21 protein-coding genes and 1 tRNA gene are annotated in these 16,049 nt (G+C 58.6%); 9 read left to right on the forward strand and 13 right to left on the reverse strand.

The genetic code is table 11. The features are described from left to right. Nucleotides 1-13: 13 nt before the first annotated feature. From WFP06_RS00630 to WFP06_RS00665, 8 genes are all read right to left on the reverse strand, one after another. On the reverse strand, nucleotides 14-1,366 hold the full coding sequence (locus WFP06_RS00630) for a M48 family metalloprotease (protein WP_336985328.1): 1,353 nt from the start codon (nucleotides 1,364-1,366) through the stop codon (nucleotides 14-16). A 12-nt stretch (nucleotides 1,367-1,378) separates the two neighbouring features. Further along, nucleotides 1,379-2,326: an alpha/beta hydrolase gene (locus tag WFP06_RS00635; protein WP_336985329.1), complete on the reverse strand. Its 948-nt coding sequence runs from the start codon at nucleotides 2,324-2,326 to the stop codon at nucleotides 1,379-1,381. Between the two features lie 6 nt (nucleotides 2,327-2,332). After that, nucleotides 2,333-3,445, reverse strand: a complete 1,113-nt coding sequence (locus WFP06_RS00640; RefSeq protein WP_336985330.1) for a phosphatase domain-containing protein — start codon at nucleotides 3,443-3,445, stop codon at nucleotides 2,333-2,335. 72 nt (nucleotides 3,446-3,517) lie between these two features. Continuing rightward, the gene (locus WFP06_RS00645) at nucleotides 3,518-5,023 is read right to left on the reverse strand and encodes a PAS domain-containing protein (protein WP_336985331.1); all 1,506 of its coding nucleotides are present in this window, start codon (nucleotides 5,021-5,023) and stop codon (nucleotides 3,518-3,520) included. 152 nt (nucleotides 5,024-5,175) lie between these two features. Then, on the reverse strand, nucleotides 5,176-5,640 hold the full coding sequence (locus tag WFP06_RS00650) for a DUF2141 domain-containing protein (protein WP_336985332.1): 465 nt from the start codon (nucleotides 5,638-5,640) through the stop codon (nucleotides 5,176-5,178). Between the two features lie 5 nt (nucleotides 5,641-5,645). After that, a complete protein-coding gene (locus WFP06_RS00655; RefSeq protein ID WP_336985333.1) occupies nucleotides 5,646-6,359 on the reverse strand; it encodes a sterol desaturase family protein in 714 nt (237 codons plus the stop codon). A gap of 61 nt (nucleotides 6,360-6,420) precedes the next feature. Continuing rightward, entirely contained in the window at nucleotides 6,421-6,921 is a 501-nt protein-coding gene (locus tag WFP06_RS00660) for an MmcB family DNA repair protein (protein WP_336985334.1), read from the reverse strand. A gap of 59 nt (nucleotides 6,922-6,980) precedes the next feature. Beyond that, on the reverse strand, nucleotides 6,981-7,409 hold the full coding sequence (locus tag WFP06_RS00665; RefSeq protein ID WP_336985335.1) for a hypothetical protein: 429 nt from the start codon (nucleotides 7,407-7,409) through the stop codon (nucleotides 6,981-6,983). A 117-nt stretch (nucleotides 7,410-7,526) separates the two neighbouring features. Here WFP06_RS00665 and WFP06_RS00670 point away from each other — a divergent pair. Both WFP06_RS00670 and WFP06_RS00675 read left to right on the forward strand, forming a co-directional pair. Further along, nucleotides 7,527-7,603: transfer RNA gene (locus WFP06_RS00670), tRNA-Arg, on the forward strand. Between the two features lie 149 nt (nucleotides 7,604-7,752). Further along, nucleotides 7,753-8,154 (forward strand): hypothetical protein, encoded by a 402-nt coding sequence (locus tag WFP06_RS00675; protein WP_336985336.1) that lies wholly within the window; start codon nucleotides 7,753-7,755, stop codon nucleotides 8,152-8,154. Nucleotide 8,155: 1 nt separating this feature from the next. Here the strand turns inward: WFP06_RS00675 and WFP06_RS00680 are convergent, their stop codons facing one another. The 5 genes from WFP06_RS00680 to WFP06_RS00700 form a co-directional block, all read right to left on the reverse strand. Continuing rightward, nucleotides 8,156-8,395, reverse strand: coding sequence for a hypothetical protein (locus WFP06_RS00680; RefSeq protein WP_336985337.1), 240 nt, complete (start codon nucleotides 8,393-8,395; stop codon nucleotides 8,156-8,158). Next, complete coding sequence (locus WFP06_RS00685) at nucleotides 8,395-8,709, reverse strand: hypothetical protein (RefSeq protein ID WP_336985338.1); 315 nt, start codon at nucleotides 8,707-8,709, stop codon at nucleotides 8,395-8,397. Before WFP06_RS00685 ends, WFP06_RS00680 begins: the two co-directional genes overlap by 1 nt. Further along, nucleotides 8,690-9,004, reverse strand: coding sequence for a hypothetical protein (locus WFP06_RS00690; protein WP_336985339.1), 315 nt, complete (start codon nucleotides 9,002-9,004; stop codon nucleotides 8,690-8,692). Before WFP06_RS00690 ends, WFP06_RS00685 begins: the two co-directional genes overlap by 20 nt. Nucleotides 9,005-9,072: 68 nt before the next feature. Further along, nucleotides 9,073-9,522, reverse strand: coding sequence for a hypothetical protein (locus WFP06_RS00695; protein ID WP_336985340.1), 450 nt, complete (start codon nucleotides 9,520-9,522; stop codon nucleotides 9,073-9,075). Nucleotides 9,523-9,543: 21 nt separating this feature from the next. Beyond that, nucleotides 9,544-9,828 (reverse strand): VOC family protein, encoded by a 285-nt coding sequence (locus WFP06_RS00700; protein WP_336985341.1) that lies wholly within the window; start codon nucleotides 9,826-9,828, stop codon nucleotides 9,544-9,546. A 167-nt stretch (nucleotides 9,829-9,995) separates the two neighbouring features. On the opposite strand from WFP06_RS00700, the gene WFP06_RS00705 reads away from it, so the two are divergent. From WFP06_RS00705 to WFP06_RS00735, 7 genes are all read left to right on the forward strand, one after another. Continuing rightward, nucleotides 9,996-10,505 (forward strand): 2Fe-2S iron-sulfur cluster-binding protein, encoded by a 510-nt coding sequence (locus WFP06_RS00705; protein WP_336985342.1) that lies wholly within the window; start codon nucleotides 9,996-9,998, stop codon nucleotides 10,503-10,505. Beyond that, on the forward strand, nucleotides 10,502-11,488 hold the full coding sequence (locus WFP06_RS00710; protein ID WP_336985343.1) for an FAD binding domain-containing protein: 987 nt from the start codon (nucleotides 10,502-10,504) through the stop codon (nucleotides 11,486-11,488). The genes WFP06_RS00705 and WFP06_RS00710 overlap by 4 nt, the downstream gene beginning before the upstream one ends. Continuing rightward, nucleotides 11,485-13,674: a xanthine dehydrogenase family protein molybdopterin-binding subunit gene (locus tag WFP06_RS00715; protein WP_336985344.1), complete on the forward strand. Its 2,190-nt coding sequence runs from the start codon at nucleotides 11,485-11,487 to the stop codon at nucleotides 13,672-13,674. Before WFP06_RS00710 ends, WFP06_RS00715 begins: the two co-directional genes overlap by 4 nt. Then, nucleotides 13,671-14,525 (forward strand): XdhC family protein, encoded by an 855-nt coding sequence (locus WFP06_RS00720; RefSeq protein ID WP_336985345.1) that lies wholly within the window; start codon nucleotides 13,671-13,673, stop codon nucleotides 14,523-14,525. Before WFP06_RS00715 ends, WFP06_RS00720 begins: the two co-directional genes overlap by 4 nt. Beyond that, nucleotides 14,500-15,069, forward strand: coding sequence for a nucleotidyltransferase family protein (locus tag WFP06_RS00725; RefSeq protein WP_336985346.1), 570 nt, complete (start codon nucleotides 14,500-14,502; stop codon nucleotides 15,067-15,069). The genes WFP06_RS00720 and WFP06_RS00725 overlap by 26 nt, the downstream gene beginning before the upstream one ends. Nucleotides 15,070-15,291: 222 nt before the next feature. Next, nucleotides 15,292-15,678, forward strand: a complete 387-nt coding sequence (locus WFP06_RS00730) for a GntR family transcriptional regulator (protein ID WP_336985347.1) — start codon at nucleotides 15,292-15,294, stop codon at nucleotides 15,676-15,678. Then, nucleotides 15,618-16,046, forward strand: coding sequence for a UTRA domain-containing protein (locus WFP06_RS00735; RefSeq protein ID WP_336985348.1), 429 nt, complete (start codon nucleotides 15,618-15,620; stop codon nucleotides 16,044-16,046). Before WFP06_RS00730 ends, WFP06_RS00735 begins: the two co-directional genes overlap by 61 nt. Nucleotides 16,047-16,049 lie beyond the last annotated feature (3 nt).

Raw genomic sequence — 16,049 nt, forward strand, 5'->3', positions numbered from 1 at the left:
CGGTCCCGAATCATCACCGTTTCCCCTGCCGCTCAAGCTCGGCGCGTGCCTGCAGCCCGATATCCTGCGCCCTGATCCAGTCGGGCGAGCCCGCCGGAAGCGCCGTTTCCGCCGCTCCGGCGCTGAACAGCGCCTCGGCATACTGCCTGCGCATTACCTGTTGTTCCGCGCTCGCCAGTCTTGCCCGCGCCATATCGCCCCGCGCTGCATAAACCACCCCTAACTGGTGCCAGGCAAAGGGATTGAGGCGGTCGCGCGAGACCGCATTCTTGAGCACTTGTTCGGCTTCGTCAAAATGGACCGGATCTTCGGTCGCGATCAATGCATGGCCGAACATGCCTGCGATCAGCGCATTGTTGGCGCTCAGATCGGTGGCGCGGCGCAGGCTATCGAGTGCCTCGAGCGGGCGACCCGATTCGAGCAGGACCTGACCCTTGAGTTCCAGAAAATAGGGATCATCCGGCTCCATTTCCAGCAGCGCCTCTGTTTCGGACAGCGCCAGATCGACCTGCGCATTCTTGTGATAGGCATATGCGCGTGCATAGCGCGCGGGGATCCCCGTCATGGTTTCATTATAAACCCGCAATGTGTCGCCGGGTCTGGACAAATATCCTGCCAGCTTCGCCTTTATGCGCAGGAACCGGCGCTGCAGAGCAGGATCAAGCGGTTTTTCCCACGCCGGATCGATCACATACACTTCGCGCAATGAAGCGATACGATCCCCCGACAGCGGGTGCGTCTGGCTGAACGTGGCCTCGTCATCCTGGCGGTAGCCATAGCGGAACGCCTGGTTCTGCAGTTTCTTGAAAAACTCCAGCGACCCGCGGCCGGAAATTCCGGCATCGGAAAGATATTGCGCGCCCGCCGCATCGGCGCTGGATTCCTGAACCCGCGAAAACGCCAGAAACTTGCCCAGGGCCGCCTGCTGTCCGGCGGCCAGAACCCCGGCAGCCGCTTCGCCCGCACCCGCGGCGGCGGCAACGCCTGCCAGAATAAGCGAAAGGATGGAAATATTGGCCGACTGGCTGATGCCCTCGCCGTAGCGAATGATGTGACCGCCGGTAATATGGCCCAGTTCGTGCGCGATCACGCCTTGCACTTCCTCCGCGTCATCGGCCGCCTGGATCAGGCCGGAATGCAGATAGACGACTTGCCCGCCGGCCACGAATGCGTTGATCGCGGGATCGTTGATCAGCACGATATCGACATTGCCGGGTTCGAGCCCGGCAGCCTCGACCAGTGGCGCCGCCAGTTCCTGCAGCAGGGCTTCGGTTTCCGCATCGCGCAAAACGGACTGCGCCATCACCGGCTTCGCGGTGAGCGCGAACAGCGCAAGCAGCGCAATAAGGCGGAAAAGGAATGGCATTTGGCCGGTTTACTAGGGGCTTTCGGCCTGAACCGCCGCTGAAGCGCGCGCGGCGGACGTATCTTTGATGAATTGATCGACGCGGTTAATCAGTGCGCGATTTTCCTGAAACGGCCGCGACAACCGCATCATGATCTGCGCATGGTCAATTCCGGCATATTCTTCGAGATAGCTGGTGCCGCCGGCCTGCGTAACAAGCCGGTGGAGGTTCTGCGAATTTTTTGGATAGACGGTGGTATCCTCCAGCCCGTGCATCAACAGCAGCGGCGGCGCATCACCGCGCGCAAACGTCACGGGCTGCGTCAGTTCAGGCGCATCGACCTGACCGAAGGCAGCCTTGGTCGAATCGCTGTCGAACGGATAAAAGTCTGCCGGTCCGGCAAGGCTGATCACACCCTTGATGGCGGAACCGGACAATCCCTCGCGCTGCAGCCACTGGCGGTCCAGCCCGGTCATCAGAACATTATAGGCACCCGCCGAATGACCCATCAGATAAATATTGCCGGCGTCGAGATTGAATTTCGCGGCGTTATCCACCACCCAGCGAACCGAAGCTGCGGTATCTTGCAGCATCGCGGGAAATTCGCCGCCCGGAACCAGCCGGTATCCCGCCAGCGCGGTCGCATAACCCAGATCGCCGAAGGTTCGCGCCAGAAACCGGTATTCCTCCGGCGCACCAAAACTCCAGCTGCCACCATGGACGAAAATGATGACCTTGTGCGGCCCGTCGGCATCCGTCTGCGGCACGTAAAGCTCGAGCCGCTGCGCTTCGGTTTCGCCATACCTTTCCGCCGCTGCGAGGCCGACCGGCAGATCGCGCGAATATAGGGCATCAATCCGGTTGAGTGTGTCGGCATTGCCAAATGCCAGTGCCGCACGCCACAACGCGAAGATGCTTATCGCCAGCGCGATCACGATTACCAACAGCCATCCCGTCAGGCCCATCTTCTTGCGTTCCATCGTGCGTTACCGGCCCTTGCTCTCGCCATTCTTGGCCTGCGTGGCTTCGACGATTTTCGCGGTTGCACCGGACATCGACAAGCCTGTGGCCTTCAGAAAATCCTGCCCGATTTCATAGCTTTCGCCAAGCCATAAAGGCACGCCGGCGGCCTCGATGGTGCTTTTCGCGGCGCGTTCCAGCGGCGTCATTTCCTCGCCCGCGCCAGTACGGATGAACACGGCGGCAATCCGGCCGGGGTTATCGGCGACGACGCTGGCATAGGCGGGCAAATCGCCCTGCGTATCGTCACCGATCAAGGCAAACCTCAGCCGCGGATAGGTTGCGCAGATATTGTCGATCGAACGCCGTTTGTGCGCGCCATGACCCTCGCTGCCCAAAGTTGCCCGGTCGAACGCCCAGTCTCGCAGCATGATCGGGCCAAGCGGCAGATTGCGCGTCCTCTGGAATGCCACAAGATAGGAATACAGGTTCCACGGGCTGGAAGAAACGTAGAAAAACGGGCGGTGCAATGCCGGAATTCGATCGCCGGGGCTGGCATCTTCCGCTTGCATCACTTTGCCGCCGCCCAGCGCGTTGTAAAACACATCGACGCCGGGTACCGAAATCCTGTCTTCCGGCAGTTCGGCCAGCACCCTGCGCCAGTTGCGAAGCAGCGAACGGAGCCCGCCGGTTATGCCGGTTTCAATGATGGTATCATCGATGTCCGATATCACTGCGATATGCGCAGCCTCACCGGGGGCCTTTATGTGTCCTTCGACACATTGTTCGCCATCGGAATTCGTCCAGCGAAGCGCCACCACATCCCAAGCGGTGTTTTCGGGCATCGGCCACCCTTCGTCCAGCACCAGATCCCAATGCACGAAGCCTTCATCGTTGGTGGTGGCAGGGTGCAGGCTGGTGCCGCCGTCCTGTCTGACAAGTTCCAGCGTCACCTGCAGCCCGGGAACTTCGCGGCTGGCAAATTGCGACAGCATTGTCCGGAAGGCGCGCATCTGTCCGCGCTTTGCGAAATCAGCCTCGCGGTCGCGCAATGCGCGCGCGGTCAACACCACGCGGTTTGCGCTGCGATAGCCGAAAAACGGCAGGACTCGCGCGGGATCCGGTTTGAGAAAATCCATCCCTCCCGCTAGCGAGAATGAGACAGGCGGGATAGGCCTCTGACTTACCCCGCTTGCTACCTGATTGAAAATCTAGCCAATAATTTTGCGAGCGGCGCGTTCCACCAGCGGAATATCTTCCAACACCTCGCCAACCATCACGATCTGGCCATCCGGCATCCGGCGGATCATCACCAGCCCGAACTCCGCACCTTCCGGGTCGATCGAAAGCAGATCCTGCGGCGTGATTTTGCGCAATTGACCGGCAAGTTTTTCACTCGGGCCATCTGCTGGCGCAGCGGTCTTGCCGCTTTCTTCACGGCGCAAACCGCGTTCGGTTTTGACGACCCCCTTGAGGCCGCCCTTGGCATCGCGCAAATAGCCGGCCAGTTCGCCGCGGCCCAGGTCGAGCCGGTGTGCATGGCTGAGCGCTGCTGCATATTCGGTAAGCCGGGTTTTGTCGTAATCCGCGCCGAACACCAGTTTCACAACCGGAGTCATCGGTGCCCGTTCCTGAACGGTCAACCCGCTGTCGGACACGATTTCGTCAAAATCCGTGGGACTTTCTGCCGCGGCCAGCGAAAAATCATAGGCGCGGCCAATCGCGGAATATAACGCGTTGCGGCTGCGGTCTTCGCTGTGATGCGCGGCCTGTGCCAGTTCGCGCGCGGAGGCCAGCCAGTCCGATAGTGCCATTTCGGTGTCCGGTGCGACGTGATCATCCTCCGGCTCGCTATCAAAATCCGCAGCGAGGAAATCTTCCTCTGGTGGCCCGTGATCGAATTCGATCTCGGTCGCCATGGGCTTGGTTGCCGCGCCGGCCTTGATGTTGGTCAATGATCCGAAGCTGGGCATCGGCAAGCCATCATCGGCTGCGTCTTCCTCTTCTTCGTGCACGCCCAGTCCGGTCGCGCCGTGCTGCGGGTTCAGCGCAGCGTCAGCCGAAGGGCCATCGGCCCAGTCGGTCAGCGCGTCTGCTTCGCGCGGCTGTCCGTCGCGCTCGCCGCCGATTGCCTGATCGATTTCAAGCAACAGTTCGTCGGTGGTGATCTGGTCGGCCATTTCTTTCCAGTTGATCACACCGTAAATGAAATCGATCGAATCGTCATCGCTGGAAAACGGCAGCAGGATGCCGCGATACAGGATTGTTGCGCCGCGCTGGTTCACGAATTCTGCTTCAAAGCCGATCGGGGCCTGATTGGCGATAATCTGCATGTAATGGTCGGTGATGCGTGACAGCAGGCTGCGGCTGGGAACATCCGACAGCTGATCGATGTTTTCCGTCGCATCACATTCGGTAGCCAGCTTGTCGCCAAGATACTGGATCGTGGGATCCTCGATACCGTTGGTGAAATCCAGCAGCACGCTGAAAGGACCGAAATCGGGCAATTCTTCGGGGACAAGGTCCTCGACCGCCGGATAATGCCGGTCATTCAGCAGGCTGGCCCAGTGATTATATGCGCGCACCTGCATCCGGCGTTCATCCTGGCCGATCGCCAGTGGCGGTTCCTCGCGGCCCGTCTCTTCTTCACCGACATCATAGTCGCGATCATCGTCCGAAAAGTCGGTCGATCCAAAATTGCCGCGTAGAGTATCCATGGCCTCATAGCCCCCGTTTCGTGATCAGGGGACCCTTTTGGCGCGACATGGTAAACAAGCCGTTAAGTTGTCCGGAAGACGCCAAAATTTTTCATGACGTCAGATTACCGGTGCCGCGGCACCGGTGGCCGGGCCGGGCCGGGCCGGGATCATCAGAACATATACCGCAACCGGATGGTCTGGCTTACCGGTTTGCCCGCGACGTCAAACGCGGCATCGGCGAATTTCGGCGGCGCCATCATGACTTTGGCGTCACGCGAGAATCCGAACCCCTCCTTGGGGATCATCGACAGGGCGCGGTCCGCTTTGCCATTGTCGTTTTCGTCATGCAGCAGCGCGATGGCATAAGTGCCCGGCCTGACATTTCTGAAGGTCAGCACTGCGCCCGATCTGGCTGCGACGGCAAGTTTGACCGCTCTGGCATCGCCGCGGCAGGTTTTTGGAAAACCGCTGCTGTTGGCGGTCATGCAGGCGCGGATGACGCCCTTTTCGTTGCGCACGTCGGTAATCCGAACCGTGACGTCAGCAGTTTTATCGGCATCAATGCCCGTCGATATCACCGCCGCAGGGGCTGGCACGGCACTGGCGAGCAGCGGCGCAGCACAAATTGCGGCCACCACAGTCAGGGCGCGGAAATACCTTTGTCGGTGCCGCACAGGTGATCCCAAAACCGGAAATACAGGCCGTAATTGCATGTGTAGCGCTCATGATGCTGATTGTGATGGCTGGCGGTTATCACGTATTTACCGAATCTGGAATGAACAAACCGTTGGGGAAACAATTCCCAGCCCATGTGATTGGTCACGCCCATCAAGGTCATGATTGCCAGCACTGCGCCCAGCATGGCTACATGGATGGGGATCAGGAACACCAGCGCGGGGATGACAACCGCGCCGGTAATGGCTTCAACCGGATGGAAGCTCATCGCCGCCCACGCGGTCGGCGGACGGCTGGCGTGATGGACTGCATGGGCGATTTTGAAAAGACGCGGCCGGTGCATCCAGCGATGCGTCCAGTAAAACCACGTGTCATGCGCCAGCAGGTATGCGATTAGTGACAGCGGCAAATACCACAGCGGGAAATCATTCCACCCTGTGTAAATCCGTGTCCAGCCGTGCGATTGCCAGCCCCAGGCGACAATCCCTGCAGGCACACCGTAAATCGCCGCGGAAGCCAGCGACCAGAATATTTCCTTCCTGATCTGCGCTTGACGCCCGGCATACTGGCCGGGGCGAACCTTCGCCGTCGCTAGCGCAAAAGCCCCGCTGACGACCAGATAACGAACCGCGACAATCACAGTCATGGCCGCCGCAGAAATGATTATTGGCGCTAACATCCCCGCATATATGCCCTGCGGCGAAATCGGACGCCAGCGTTTTCCCCGCCAGCTTTCTTGCTCAGAACTCGCCGCCCCACGGCGAACAGGTCGGGTCCTCGGCAATCTGCATCCGGCGCATGGCAGTACGGGCCAGCTTTTCCACTTCGACCTTGCGCCGCGCGGCGGCCAGCGAACGGGTGGGCGCGGGGCGGATGATTTCCGCGTCATAGCCATCACCCACAATCACGCCGCAACAATCCGGCTTGAACCCGTCGCCATCCAGACAGGTGCGGTCGAGACCGGGGGCCAGCCCCCAGTAAAATCGGTCACAATGGTCCAGATAATCAGGCCATTTGTTGTCACCAAGCAAATCGGCCCGAGACACCTTGATCTCGACGATCACGACGCGGCCTTTCGGGTCAACACCCATCAAATCGGCACGTCGCCCGCCGCGCAGCGGCATTTCCGCAAGGCACCAGATGTCATTGCGCGCAAACAGCCGCATAATCCCGCGCGTTACCGCAGCCGAATCGTGTAAAAGAGGGTGGGCGGGCGTAACTATTGCAAGCGAATCAACCATGCCCCAAATTGGAACATAGCATGAACTCGGTCAAGCCGTAATGATGGTTTGCGACCAGATCAGGCGCTGCGCAGCGGACCCAGCGCGGCATTTTCCGGTAACAATGCCAGCAGGCCCGCACGGGCCGCCTGAAATTCGCGCCACAGCGTCTGCGCGGGCACTGCCGCATCCTGACCGCGCGCCGAAACCGCCAGAAGCGCCGCCAGGCCCGGTTCCATGAAGGACGCCAGATCATCCAGTCCGTCATTGACCAGCTTGAGCCGCCAGCTCTCGCAATCGCGCATGATCGCGGGAAAATTGCGGACTTCGGACGTAGTTCTTTCGGCCGGCATTCCCGCCATCAGCGCAACCGCGTTGCCGGCATCATTCAGCGCCGCCCAGCGTGTCGCCACCGGGCCGGGGGGGCGACTGCCGCGCGCCTCGTTTTGCGATGTTGCCCGGGATCCGGGCGCTTTGCTGAAGCCTCGTTTGGCAGGATCTGCGTTCATGCGCTGTATTTAGCGCGGCGAACTTGCCAAATTGCTAATTACCGCAAGGGTTGCAAAACCGCTGGCGCAGCGTGCAGGCAATTGCTAGGCGCGCCGTCTTGGTAGTCAGCCAAACTGGCACCCGTAGCTCAGCTGGATAGAGCGCTGCCCTCCGAAGGCAGAGGTCACTGGTTCGAATCCAGTCGGGTGCACCATTATTTTCAATGACTTAATCAATCAACCGCGTGTATCATTTGGTTGCAGGTAGCATATAGGTAGCAGCCAGCGAGAAATTTGAGCAAAATGTAATTGTTTCCTTCAACGGTTCCATGCCATTGTGAAGTCTGGGGATTTGGGGGCAACAATGAGAATTTCATTAGCAATTTTTGCATCGCTGTTGATGGCCGGACAACCCGTTGCAGCGCAAGCCGAATACGATGCTGCTTTTGTAGCCAAACGTATCGGGGAATTGAGCGCGATATACCCGGCGTATGCAGCTTGTGCCGACACCCCAATTGCCAAATCCAATTTCGAAAACTTGAAATATAATGTCCGAGAATTTTTTGGTGATGATGCCGCTGAACGTATGCAAACAAACTTCGACAAAATGATTAACCAACTAAGCGAGTTTGCGCCATCCATAAGGCGCGAAACCGCCATAGATATGGAGTGCCATTCAAAAGAACAGTCAGCCGCACAAGAGCTGGCGACACTCTTTGAGGATTTGGAGTTCTTTGCAAAAAAAGCCAGCGAGCAAGCCGAATAGTTCAGCTAGGATATTTGGCGCAAAGAATGCGCTGGCCAGTCTCATTGGCGGCGCGATGAATGAATGCGGGCAACCCTTCATCAAAATGGCGCGTGCGCTCGCCATGACAACCAAATGCGCCCACAACCGGCCTAGCGTCATCATCAGGGTGTATTGTGATGATGACCGGCGCAAAGGCTCGCTTATGGCGATTGCGGCGTTCCTGGCGAGCGATACGGGCCTTAAGGGTGCGATAGCTCATTACCGGCATTCCAGCGCGTCTAGGCGGTCAGTCAGCTTATCGACCTTTTCGCGCTCAATATGGCGCGATAGCACTTCCAGCGCATAGATAAGCTTGGTTCCCTTTGCAGCAGGAATTTCGCTAGCTTTCATGCCGCGATAGACCTTGGCAATTTCACGCCGGATTTGAGGGCCGTTTTCAAGCCGCATTCGTTTTGACACTGGCTTGGGGGACGGGGGTTTATCCTGAACGCCAGCATCAACGGCGGGTGCACCCCAACCCGCCGCGCCATTTTCTGCATTTACGGGTGTATAATCAGGCCAAGCGTTTGCCATTTTCTGCTTCCAAATCTTGGCCCGGTCCAATTTCAAGTTGGTCCATGATAGCTTTTCGCGCAAGGTCAAAAGCAGCAATCCGATTAGCTTTTGTGTTTTTCTTATCGCGTGCAATGGCCAATGCCTTACCTGCAATTTCAGCTAATATATCAATTGGGTTTATAGTAGTATTAGAAGCGGGTGTTTCAGCATCGCCGCTTTGCTTGGCGACTGTTTCGTTCCAAATCTTAACGCTTTGGCCAGGTGAATATTTGCTACCCATTCCGCTGTCATCGCCGGAATAATATTCGGTCATTTTGATTTTCTCCAATATGCCCACAATGGGATTGTGAAGCCGCATCGCCCGCTACGGCTTCAGGTTGATTATCGTTTTACGTTTCGGTTTGTGGCGTTGTTGACCGCCGCCGCGATTGCCGCTTTTTTAGCCCGTTCACGCCATGCGCCGGGTTCAGTTCCAGCCCGCAATTTGGCGGTCATTTTCAAAGCCGGAATAGAAGCGGTTTCCATCTTTTCCAACGCCAGCTTCAATTGGTTGCGCAGTGCCAAACGTTGCGGGTCTAGCTTATTGAAAACCCGCTCTTTGATACTATCACGTTGTTCAGCGGTTAAGCCGGTCAAAAACAGCGGCGCTTCAATCAGGGTTGCCAATGCGCCATTTTCGCCTTGCTGAATAAGGTCATTCAAAGTTTGAACGCGCTGTTCAGGCTTCATGTAACTAAACGCCGCCGTGACAGCATTGAAATGAACATCATTCGATTTTAAGCCAGCATCAAATTCTAAGTTTGCTTCAACGTTGGCGAGTTCACGCTTCAATTCAGCCTTTGCGCCGTCAAATTACGCGCAATAGTTTTTCTCGAATTTTTCGACACGCTCAGCCGCGCGAACCGATGCTTCGGTAGCATCAATGTCATCAACCCCGATTGAGATAACGGGCAATTGCGTACCCGAGCCAACTTGGGAGGCGGTGTGCAGCTCGATCTTCTGCGCCGCGTCTTTTGTCAAAAACGAGATCCATCCCATATCGAGAGCTAAATCCAGATCGAAGACTTCTTGGTAAAATTTGGCTAGCGGTATTGGGCCGGGCGCAAAGAGATTGGCGACGCTTCTCGTGACACCCATAGCTGAAAGACTCCTGCAATCCAGCTCGCGCGGGTGCCGCTAAAGCATGACTTGGGGGATGTCCGCAAACCGCATATGACCGCATTTCACGCCGCCGCAATATATGGCAGATATTATCTGGACACCTTTCGGCTCCCGAGAGTTGAGAAAGGGAAGGAGGGATCCCCGTGACCCAATCTATTTCCGTAAATGGTACACAGCACCTGATGCCGGACGATCCGCGGGTGACCCTGCTTGATTTTCTACGACACGATGCAGGCCTGACAGGCACAAAAAAAGGCTGCGATCATGGCCAGTGCGGCGCCTGCACGGTGATCGTGAACGGCGTTCGGATCAACAGCTGCCTGACGCTGGCCGCGATGCATGACGGCGACAGTGTCACCACCATCGAAGGTATCGGGACGCCCGGCAGCCCCTCCGCGCTCCAGCGTGCGTTTCTTGAACATGACGGCTTCCAGTGCGGTTATTGCACGCCCGGACAGATTTGTTCTGCAACCGCGCTGATCGAAGAACTGGCGAGCGACTGGCCAAGTGACGCAAGCGGTAATCTGGAAGGCAAGATCGAGATCACCGGCGAGGAAATCCGCGAGCGGATGAGCGGGAACCTGTGCCGCTGCGGGGCCTATGCAAATATTGTCGCAGCCATTCGCGAAGTCGCAGCGGAGCAAGCGTCATGAGGCCATTCCAGTATAATCGGGCAACATCGCTGGCCGGCGCAGCGAATATCACCGGCACTGATGGTGCGGTGGCCATTGCGGGCGGGACCAATCTGCTTGATTTGATGAAGCTGCAGATTGAAACCCCTGACCAGCTGGCTGACATCAATCATCTGGGGATGGCCGCGATCACCGATAATGACGATGGCGGCTTGCGGATCGGAGCATTGGCGACCAACACTGCAACCGCAGTTCACCCGCGCGTTCGGGCCGATTACCCTGTGCTGGCCCGCGCCATTCTGGCCGGTGCGACGCAGCAGCTTCGTAACAAGGCGACGACCGGCGGCAATTTATGCCAGCGCACACGTTGTTTCTATTTCACCAATATCGATCAGCCATGCAACAAACGCGAGCCGGGCACCGGCTGCGGTGCAATCGAAGGCGTCGCAAAACTCCATGCGGTGCTTGGAACCAGCGACCAGTGCATCGCCACCTATCCCGGCGACATGGCGGTGGCGATGACTGCACTTGGCGCGAAGGTACATATTGCTGGCATGGACGGGGAAGAACGGACTGTCCCTGTGGCAGATTTTCACTGCCTGCCCGGCGATACGCCGTGGCGTGAAAATGTCCTCGAGGCGGGCGAACTTATCACTGCCGTTACGCTGCCTGCGCCAGTGGGCGGCACGCAGATTTACCGCAAGGTACGCGAACGATCGTCCTATGCCTTTGCGCTCGTGTCGATCGCGGCTGTTGTCGAAATTGGCGGCGGTGTTTTCACACGGGCGGACCTGGCATTTGGCGGTCTGGCGCACAAACCATGGCACGATCCGCGCATTGCGGATGTTTTGATCGGCCAGAAGCCGGCAGAAACGCTGTTTGACCAGGCGGCCGATATCCTGCTGGGCGGGGCGCGGGGTTATGGCGAAAACGATTTCAAGATCCCGCTTGCCCGAAGGACGCTGCACGCGGTCCTTGCCCAGGCGGCGGAGGAGGCGGCATGAGCGCACATCTGAAACAGGACAAGCCTGACACTGCCAACCGGCTCGACGATATGAAGCAAGGCATTATCGGTCAGCCGCTACCGCGCGTCGATGGTTTGGCCAAAGTAACCGGCACTGCCACTTATGCCGCTGAATACCGGATGGAAAACTGCGCGGAAGGCGTGCTGGTCACCGCCACGATTACCCGCGGTGAAGTCACCCTGATCGACAAGGACAGCGCACTGTCAATGCCCGGTGTTATCGCGGTTATCGATGACGAACGGCTCACCACGCGGGCAGCACAGGGCACAGCCGACGAGGCACCCCGGCAATCGCCGCAGACAGTCTGTTACTGGGGGCAGCCGATTGCATTGGTAGTGGCCGAAACTTTCGAGCAGGCGCGCGATGCTGCAAAGCGTTTGAGAGTGGAATATCGTGAAAACGCTGGCGCACCCGTTTCGCCCGGCGCAGAAAAACCGGAAGAACAGCAAGACGACACCGTGAGGCAGGGCGACCTTGCCAAAGCCATGTCGGATGCGGCCCACAGCGTGGACATCACTTGTACGACGAAAGGCCATGCATCTGCGGCGATGGAGCCGCACGCTGCCATTGCAGAGTGGGACGGCAAGAAATTGACCGTTCACGCATCGCTGCAAATGCTCAATTTCAACATCACCGAACTGGCCGACGCACTTGGTATGAAAGAAGCCGGGATCCGGCTGGTCTCGCGTTTCGTGGGCGGCGGTTTCGGGTCCAAACTTGGCATTAGCGAAGAAACGGTCGCAGCATCGATCGCGGCTATGGAGCTAGGCAGGCCGGTGCGCGTGGTGATGTCACGGCAGCAGGTTTTCCAGTGCATCATGCGCCGCTCCGAAACGACCCAGCGTTTGCGGCTTGCCGCAGATTCGGACGGCAAGCTGACCGGGTTCGGCCACGAAGCACTGGTGTCCAACCTTCCGGGCGAAACCTTTGCCGAACCGGTTCTTCAGTCATCCCATTTCCTGTACGCTGCGGAAAACCGCGAATTGACGCTCAATCTCGCGCGCACACACCAGATGACCGCAGGATCGGTTCGGGCGCCCGGCGAAGCGGTGGGTATGCCTGCCCTGGAAGGTGCGATGGATGTTCTTGCCGAAAAAGCCGGCATCGATCCGGTACAACTGCGCCTGATCAATATTCCGAAGAAAGATCCAGAAGAAGGCTTGCCGTTTTCGTCGCACAAACTGGCCGAATGCCTCGAACAGGGCGCGGCGGCTTTTGGCTGGGATACGGGCCCGCGCAAACCCCGCCTCAGGCGCGAGGGGGAATGGTGGGTCGGAACTGGCATGGCCAGTGCGGCGCGGGTGCATAATGTTTCCGAGGCAAAAGCGCGTGTCACGCTAAAGCCCGACGGAACCTGCCTGGTGCAAACGGATATGACCGATATCGGCACCGGGACCTATACCATCCTGGCGCAGATTGTTGGCGAAATGCTCGGCCTTGAAATCGATCGGGTGCTGGTCGATCTCGGGGATACGCAGCACCCCAGGGGCCCCGGATCGGGGGGAAGCTGGGGCGCCGCTTCTATCGGCTCTGCGGTTTATGCGGCGTGTCTGGCAATTCGCGAGCAATTGGCCAAGCGCGCGGGCACGTCCGACGCCGGGCTTGATCTGGCCGATGGCAGGATAGTTGGCGGGCAAAAGCTGACCGAACTTTTGAACGGCGATGAAATTTCCCAAGAGGGCCATTACGAACCCGGCGATATCAAGGATGATTACACGGCTTCCGGCTTCGGGGCATTTTTCGCGCAGGTCCGGGTCAATCGCTTCACTGGCGAAACGCGGGTGGACAGGATGCTCGGCGCCTTCGGCTTTGGCCGTGTGTTGAACCACAAGACAGCCCGTTCGCAATGTCTGGGCGGCATCACCTGGAGCATCGGTGCCGCATTGACCGAAGCGCTGGAATTCGATCCAGTCGACGGGCATCTGGTGAACTGCGATCTGGCGGAATATCATGTCCCTGTGCACCGCGACGTACCGGATCTGGAAGTGATTATGGTCGAGGAAAGAGATCCCTCTGCAAGTCCGATCCAGGCCAAGGGGATCGGCGAGCTGGGGATGTGCGGAGGTGCGGGTGCCATTGCCAATGCCATTTACAACGCCTGCGGCGCGCGCCTGTTCGATTATCCCATGACCCCGGACAGGGTGCTGGCGGCCATGCCTGAATGACAACCATCGAAAGTTTGTCCCGCGTCTGTCAGGACGAAGATCACGCGGCGCTGTATGCTGCGTGCGAAACCGGTGTGGGACTTTGCACCATCGTTGGTATCGACGGCAGCTTTTCGCGGCGTATTGGCGCACAGCTGGCCATATTGCCCGATGGTACAACCGCCGGAAGCCTTTCGGACGGGTGTCTGGAAGCCCAACTCGCCGCCGATTTGCGCGGGGCCGAAGTGCCGAAAATCATCCGCTATGGTCAGGGGTCCGCAAAAATCGACTTTCGTCTTCCGTGCGGCGGAGGGCTGGACATATTGCTTGACCCGCGGCCGGACCGTGACGATTGCCGGCAAGCAGTCCGGTCGCTGGAGGATCGCTGTCCCGCAACGATTGCGCTGCCGAAGCCAACGCCTTTGGCCGTGCGAAAGTATATTCCGCAATTGCGGATCATCGCGGTGGGCGAAGGGCCGGAACTGGAGGCTTTCGGGAAGCTGGGCGAAGCGGCGGGTGCGGCGATCGCGGTTCATCCGGCAGACAATCTGCCGCTGAGCGCGCCCATGCAGATCGGACCGCTGGACCGTTGGACTGCCGTATTGCTGTTGTTCCACGATCATGAACGCGAGTTAGCGCTGCTTGCCGATGCCCTGTCGGGCGGGGCGTTCTATATCGGCGCACAGGGGGGCGAAAATGCGCGCACCTCGCGCGTTCTGGCGCTGGCTGCGAATGGTATTTCCGAAGAGGATATTGCGCGTGTCCGCAGCCCCGTGGGGCTGATTGCGGGATGCAAATCGCCATCGACACTGGCGCTTTCGGCACTGGCTGAAATTGTCGGCGAATATGAGCATATGCGTGCCGCAGATTGATCCGGATATAGGGATCATACTGCTTGCGGCGGGCCGCGGTAAACGCTTTGGCCAGGACAAATTGCAGCAGACCTATCGCGGCCGCCCGTTATGGACCTTTGCCGCAGAAGCGGCCGAAAATGCAGGTTTTGCAAAACGATATCTCGTGCGCGGACCGCATTCTCCTGCTTATTTGCGCGCCGGGTGGTGCGAAGTTGTCAATCCCGGCGCGGACGAGGGTATGGGAACCTCGATCGCTGCCGGAGTTGCGGCGGCACAAACCTGCACGCGTCTGGTGGTGACGCTGGCCGATATGCCGCTTGTCGATCCGGCGCATCTCGTCAGGCTGGCCGTGGGAAACGGAACCGTTTTCACGTGCTACGCCAATGGAAAGTCGGGTAGTCCGGCGGCATTTCCGGCAATTGCGTTCAGTCAGCTACGCAGCCTTGCAGGCGATGCAGGTGCCAAAACACTGCCGCTTGAGAATGTCACTGCAATCAAACCACATGATATGGGTTCATTGCGCGATGTCGATACGGCGCAAGACCTGCTTGATCTTGATTGAAGAAAGCGACGTTTATTTGCAGGTGACTGGAGTGTCCGCCAAAATTTAGCGAGAGATGCCAAAGCTTTAGCCAGGCAATTGCGTGCATACTTGCTTACTACTTCTCGCTTTTGTCCTGCGATCGCTCTAGTCTGGTGGCAGGTGCAGTCACGAGCGGCTTCGGCATTTTGCGAAACCCTTCGCAGGGCGGAGCTTTGGTAAAGCAGTACCGGGGAGAATAATTTGGCTGTCAAAGACGCAAAGTCCCAGACAGGAAAACCGCCGCGTTATATGCAATTGGCGGGGGAGCTGCGCGAAGCAATCGTGGCGGGCAAGTTTGCCGAAGGCAGCCAATTTCCCACCGAAAACGCGCTTTGCAAACGATATGAAGTCAGCCGGTTTACCGTCCGCGAGGCGCTGCGCCGCCTGCAAGCCGAAGGATTGATCGCGCGCAAACGCGGCTCGGGCACGACTGTGCAGCGCGCTGCCGCGCGCAGCGGTACGCTGCACCAGCCGCTGAGCAATGTGGGCGAAATTCTGCAATATGGGGGGGCAGTAAGGTTACCTACGTGCCAACCGGCCGCGGCAGTTTGCCCGGACATTTGGCGGAGCAGATTTACGGTGATGTAACCGGCGAATGGCACTGTTTTCGCGGCGTTCGCCGCCATGCGGACCATTTGCTGCCAATTGCCGTAACCGATGCCTATTTCCATGAAATGCTGGGAGATGCTGTCGGTATGCTGGACCTGAGCGGTGGCACCTTGTTCAACCAGATCGAACGTCTTTCCGGCGTGGCGATCGGCAGGGTCACGCAGTGCACGCAGGCAATCGCTGCGACGAAGGAAGTTGCCGCCTTGCTGGAAATGGATACCGCGTCACCGGTGCTCCGGATCATGCGAGTCTATACCAACCCGGCCGGACAGATTTTCGAAATTTCAGCCAGCCATCATCCCGGCGGCCGGTTTGCCTATATGATGCATATCGACGTCGATAGCTGATCC

It is taken from the genome of Altererythrobacter aquiaggeris (assembly GCF_037154015.1).
GTDB lineage: Bacteria > Pseudomonadota > Alphaproteobacteria > Sphingomonadales > Sphingomonadaceae > Aestuarierythrobacter > Aestuarierythrobacter aquiaggeris.

Coding starts and splice junctions, on each gene's coding strand:
- WFP06_RS00715 (WP_336985344.1), top strand. CDS start 11,485: ATGAGCGCACATCTGAAACAGGACAAGCCTGACACTGCCAACCGGCTC.
- WFP06_RS00635 (WP_336985329.1), bottom strand. CDS start 2,326: ATGGAACGCAAGAAGATGGGCCTGACGGGATGGCTGTTGGTAATCGTG.
- WFP06_RS00640 (WP_336985330.1), bottom strand. CDS start 3,445: ATGGATTTTCTCAAACCGGATCCCGCGCGAGTCCTGCCGTTTTTCGGC.
- WFP06_RS00720 (WP_336985345.1), top strand. CDS start 13,671: ATGACAACCATCGAAAGTTTGTCCCGCGTCTGTCAGGACGAAGATCAC.
- WFP06_RS00645 (WP_336985331.1), bottom strand. CDS start 5,023: ATGGATACTCTACGCGGCAATTTTGGATCGACCGACTTTTCGGACGAT.
- WFP06_RS00675 (WP_336985336.1), top strand. CDS start 7,753: ATGAGAATTTCATTAGCAATTTTTGCATCGCTGTTGATGGCCGGACAA.
- WFP06_RS00655 (WP_336985333.1), bottom strand. CDS start 6,359: ATGTTAGCGCCAATAATCATTTCTGCGGCGGCCATGACTGTGATTGTC.
- WFP06_RS00685 (WP_336985338.1), bottom strand. CDS start 8,709: ATGGCAAACGCTTGGCCTGATTATACACCCGTAAATGCAGAAAATGGC.
- WFP06_RS00690 (WP_336985339.1), bottom strand. CDS start 9,004: ATGACCGAATATTATTCCGGCGATGACAGCGGAATGGGTAGCAAATAT.
- WFP06_RS00630 (WP_336985328.1), bottom strand. CDS start 1,366: ATGCCATTCCTTTTCCGCCTTATTGCGCTGCTTGCGCTGTTCGCGCTC.
- WFP06_RS00710 (WP_336985343.1), top strand. CDS start 10,502: ATGAGGCCATTCCAGTATAATCGGGCAACATCGCTGGCCGGCGCAGCG.
- WFP06_RS00725 (WP_336985346.1), top strand. CDS start 14,500: ATGAGCATATGCGTGCCGCAGATTGATCCGGATATAGGGATCATACTG.
- WFP06_RS00660 (WP_336985334.1), bottom strand. CDS start 6,921: ATGGTTGATTCGCTTGCAATAGTTACGCCCGCCCACCCTCTTTTACAC.
- WFP06_RS00665 (WP_336985335.1), bottom strand. CDS start 7,409: ATGAACGCAGATCCTGCCAAACGAGGCTTCAGCAAAGCGCCCGGATCC.
- WFP06_RS00680 (WP_336985337.1), bottom strand. CDS start 8,395: ATGAGCTATCGCACCCTTAAGGCCCGTATCGCTCGCCAGGAACGCCGC.
- WFP06_RS00700 (WP_336985341.1), bottom strand. CDS start 9,828: ATGGGTGTCACGAGAAGCGTCGCCAATCTCTTTGCGCCCGGCCCAATA.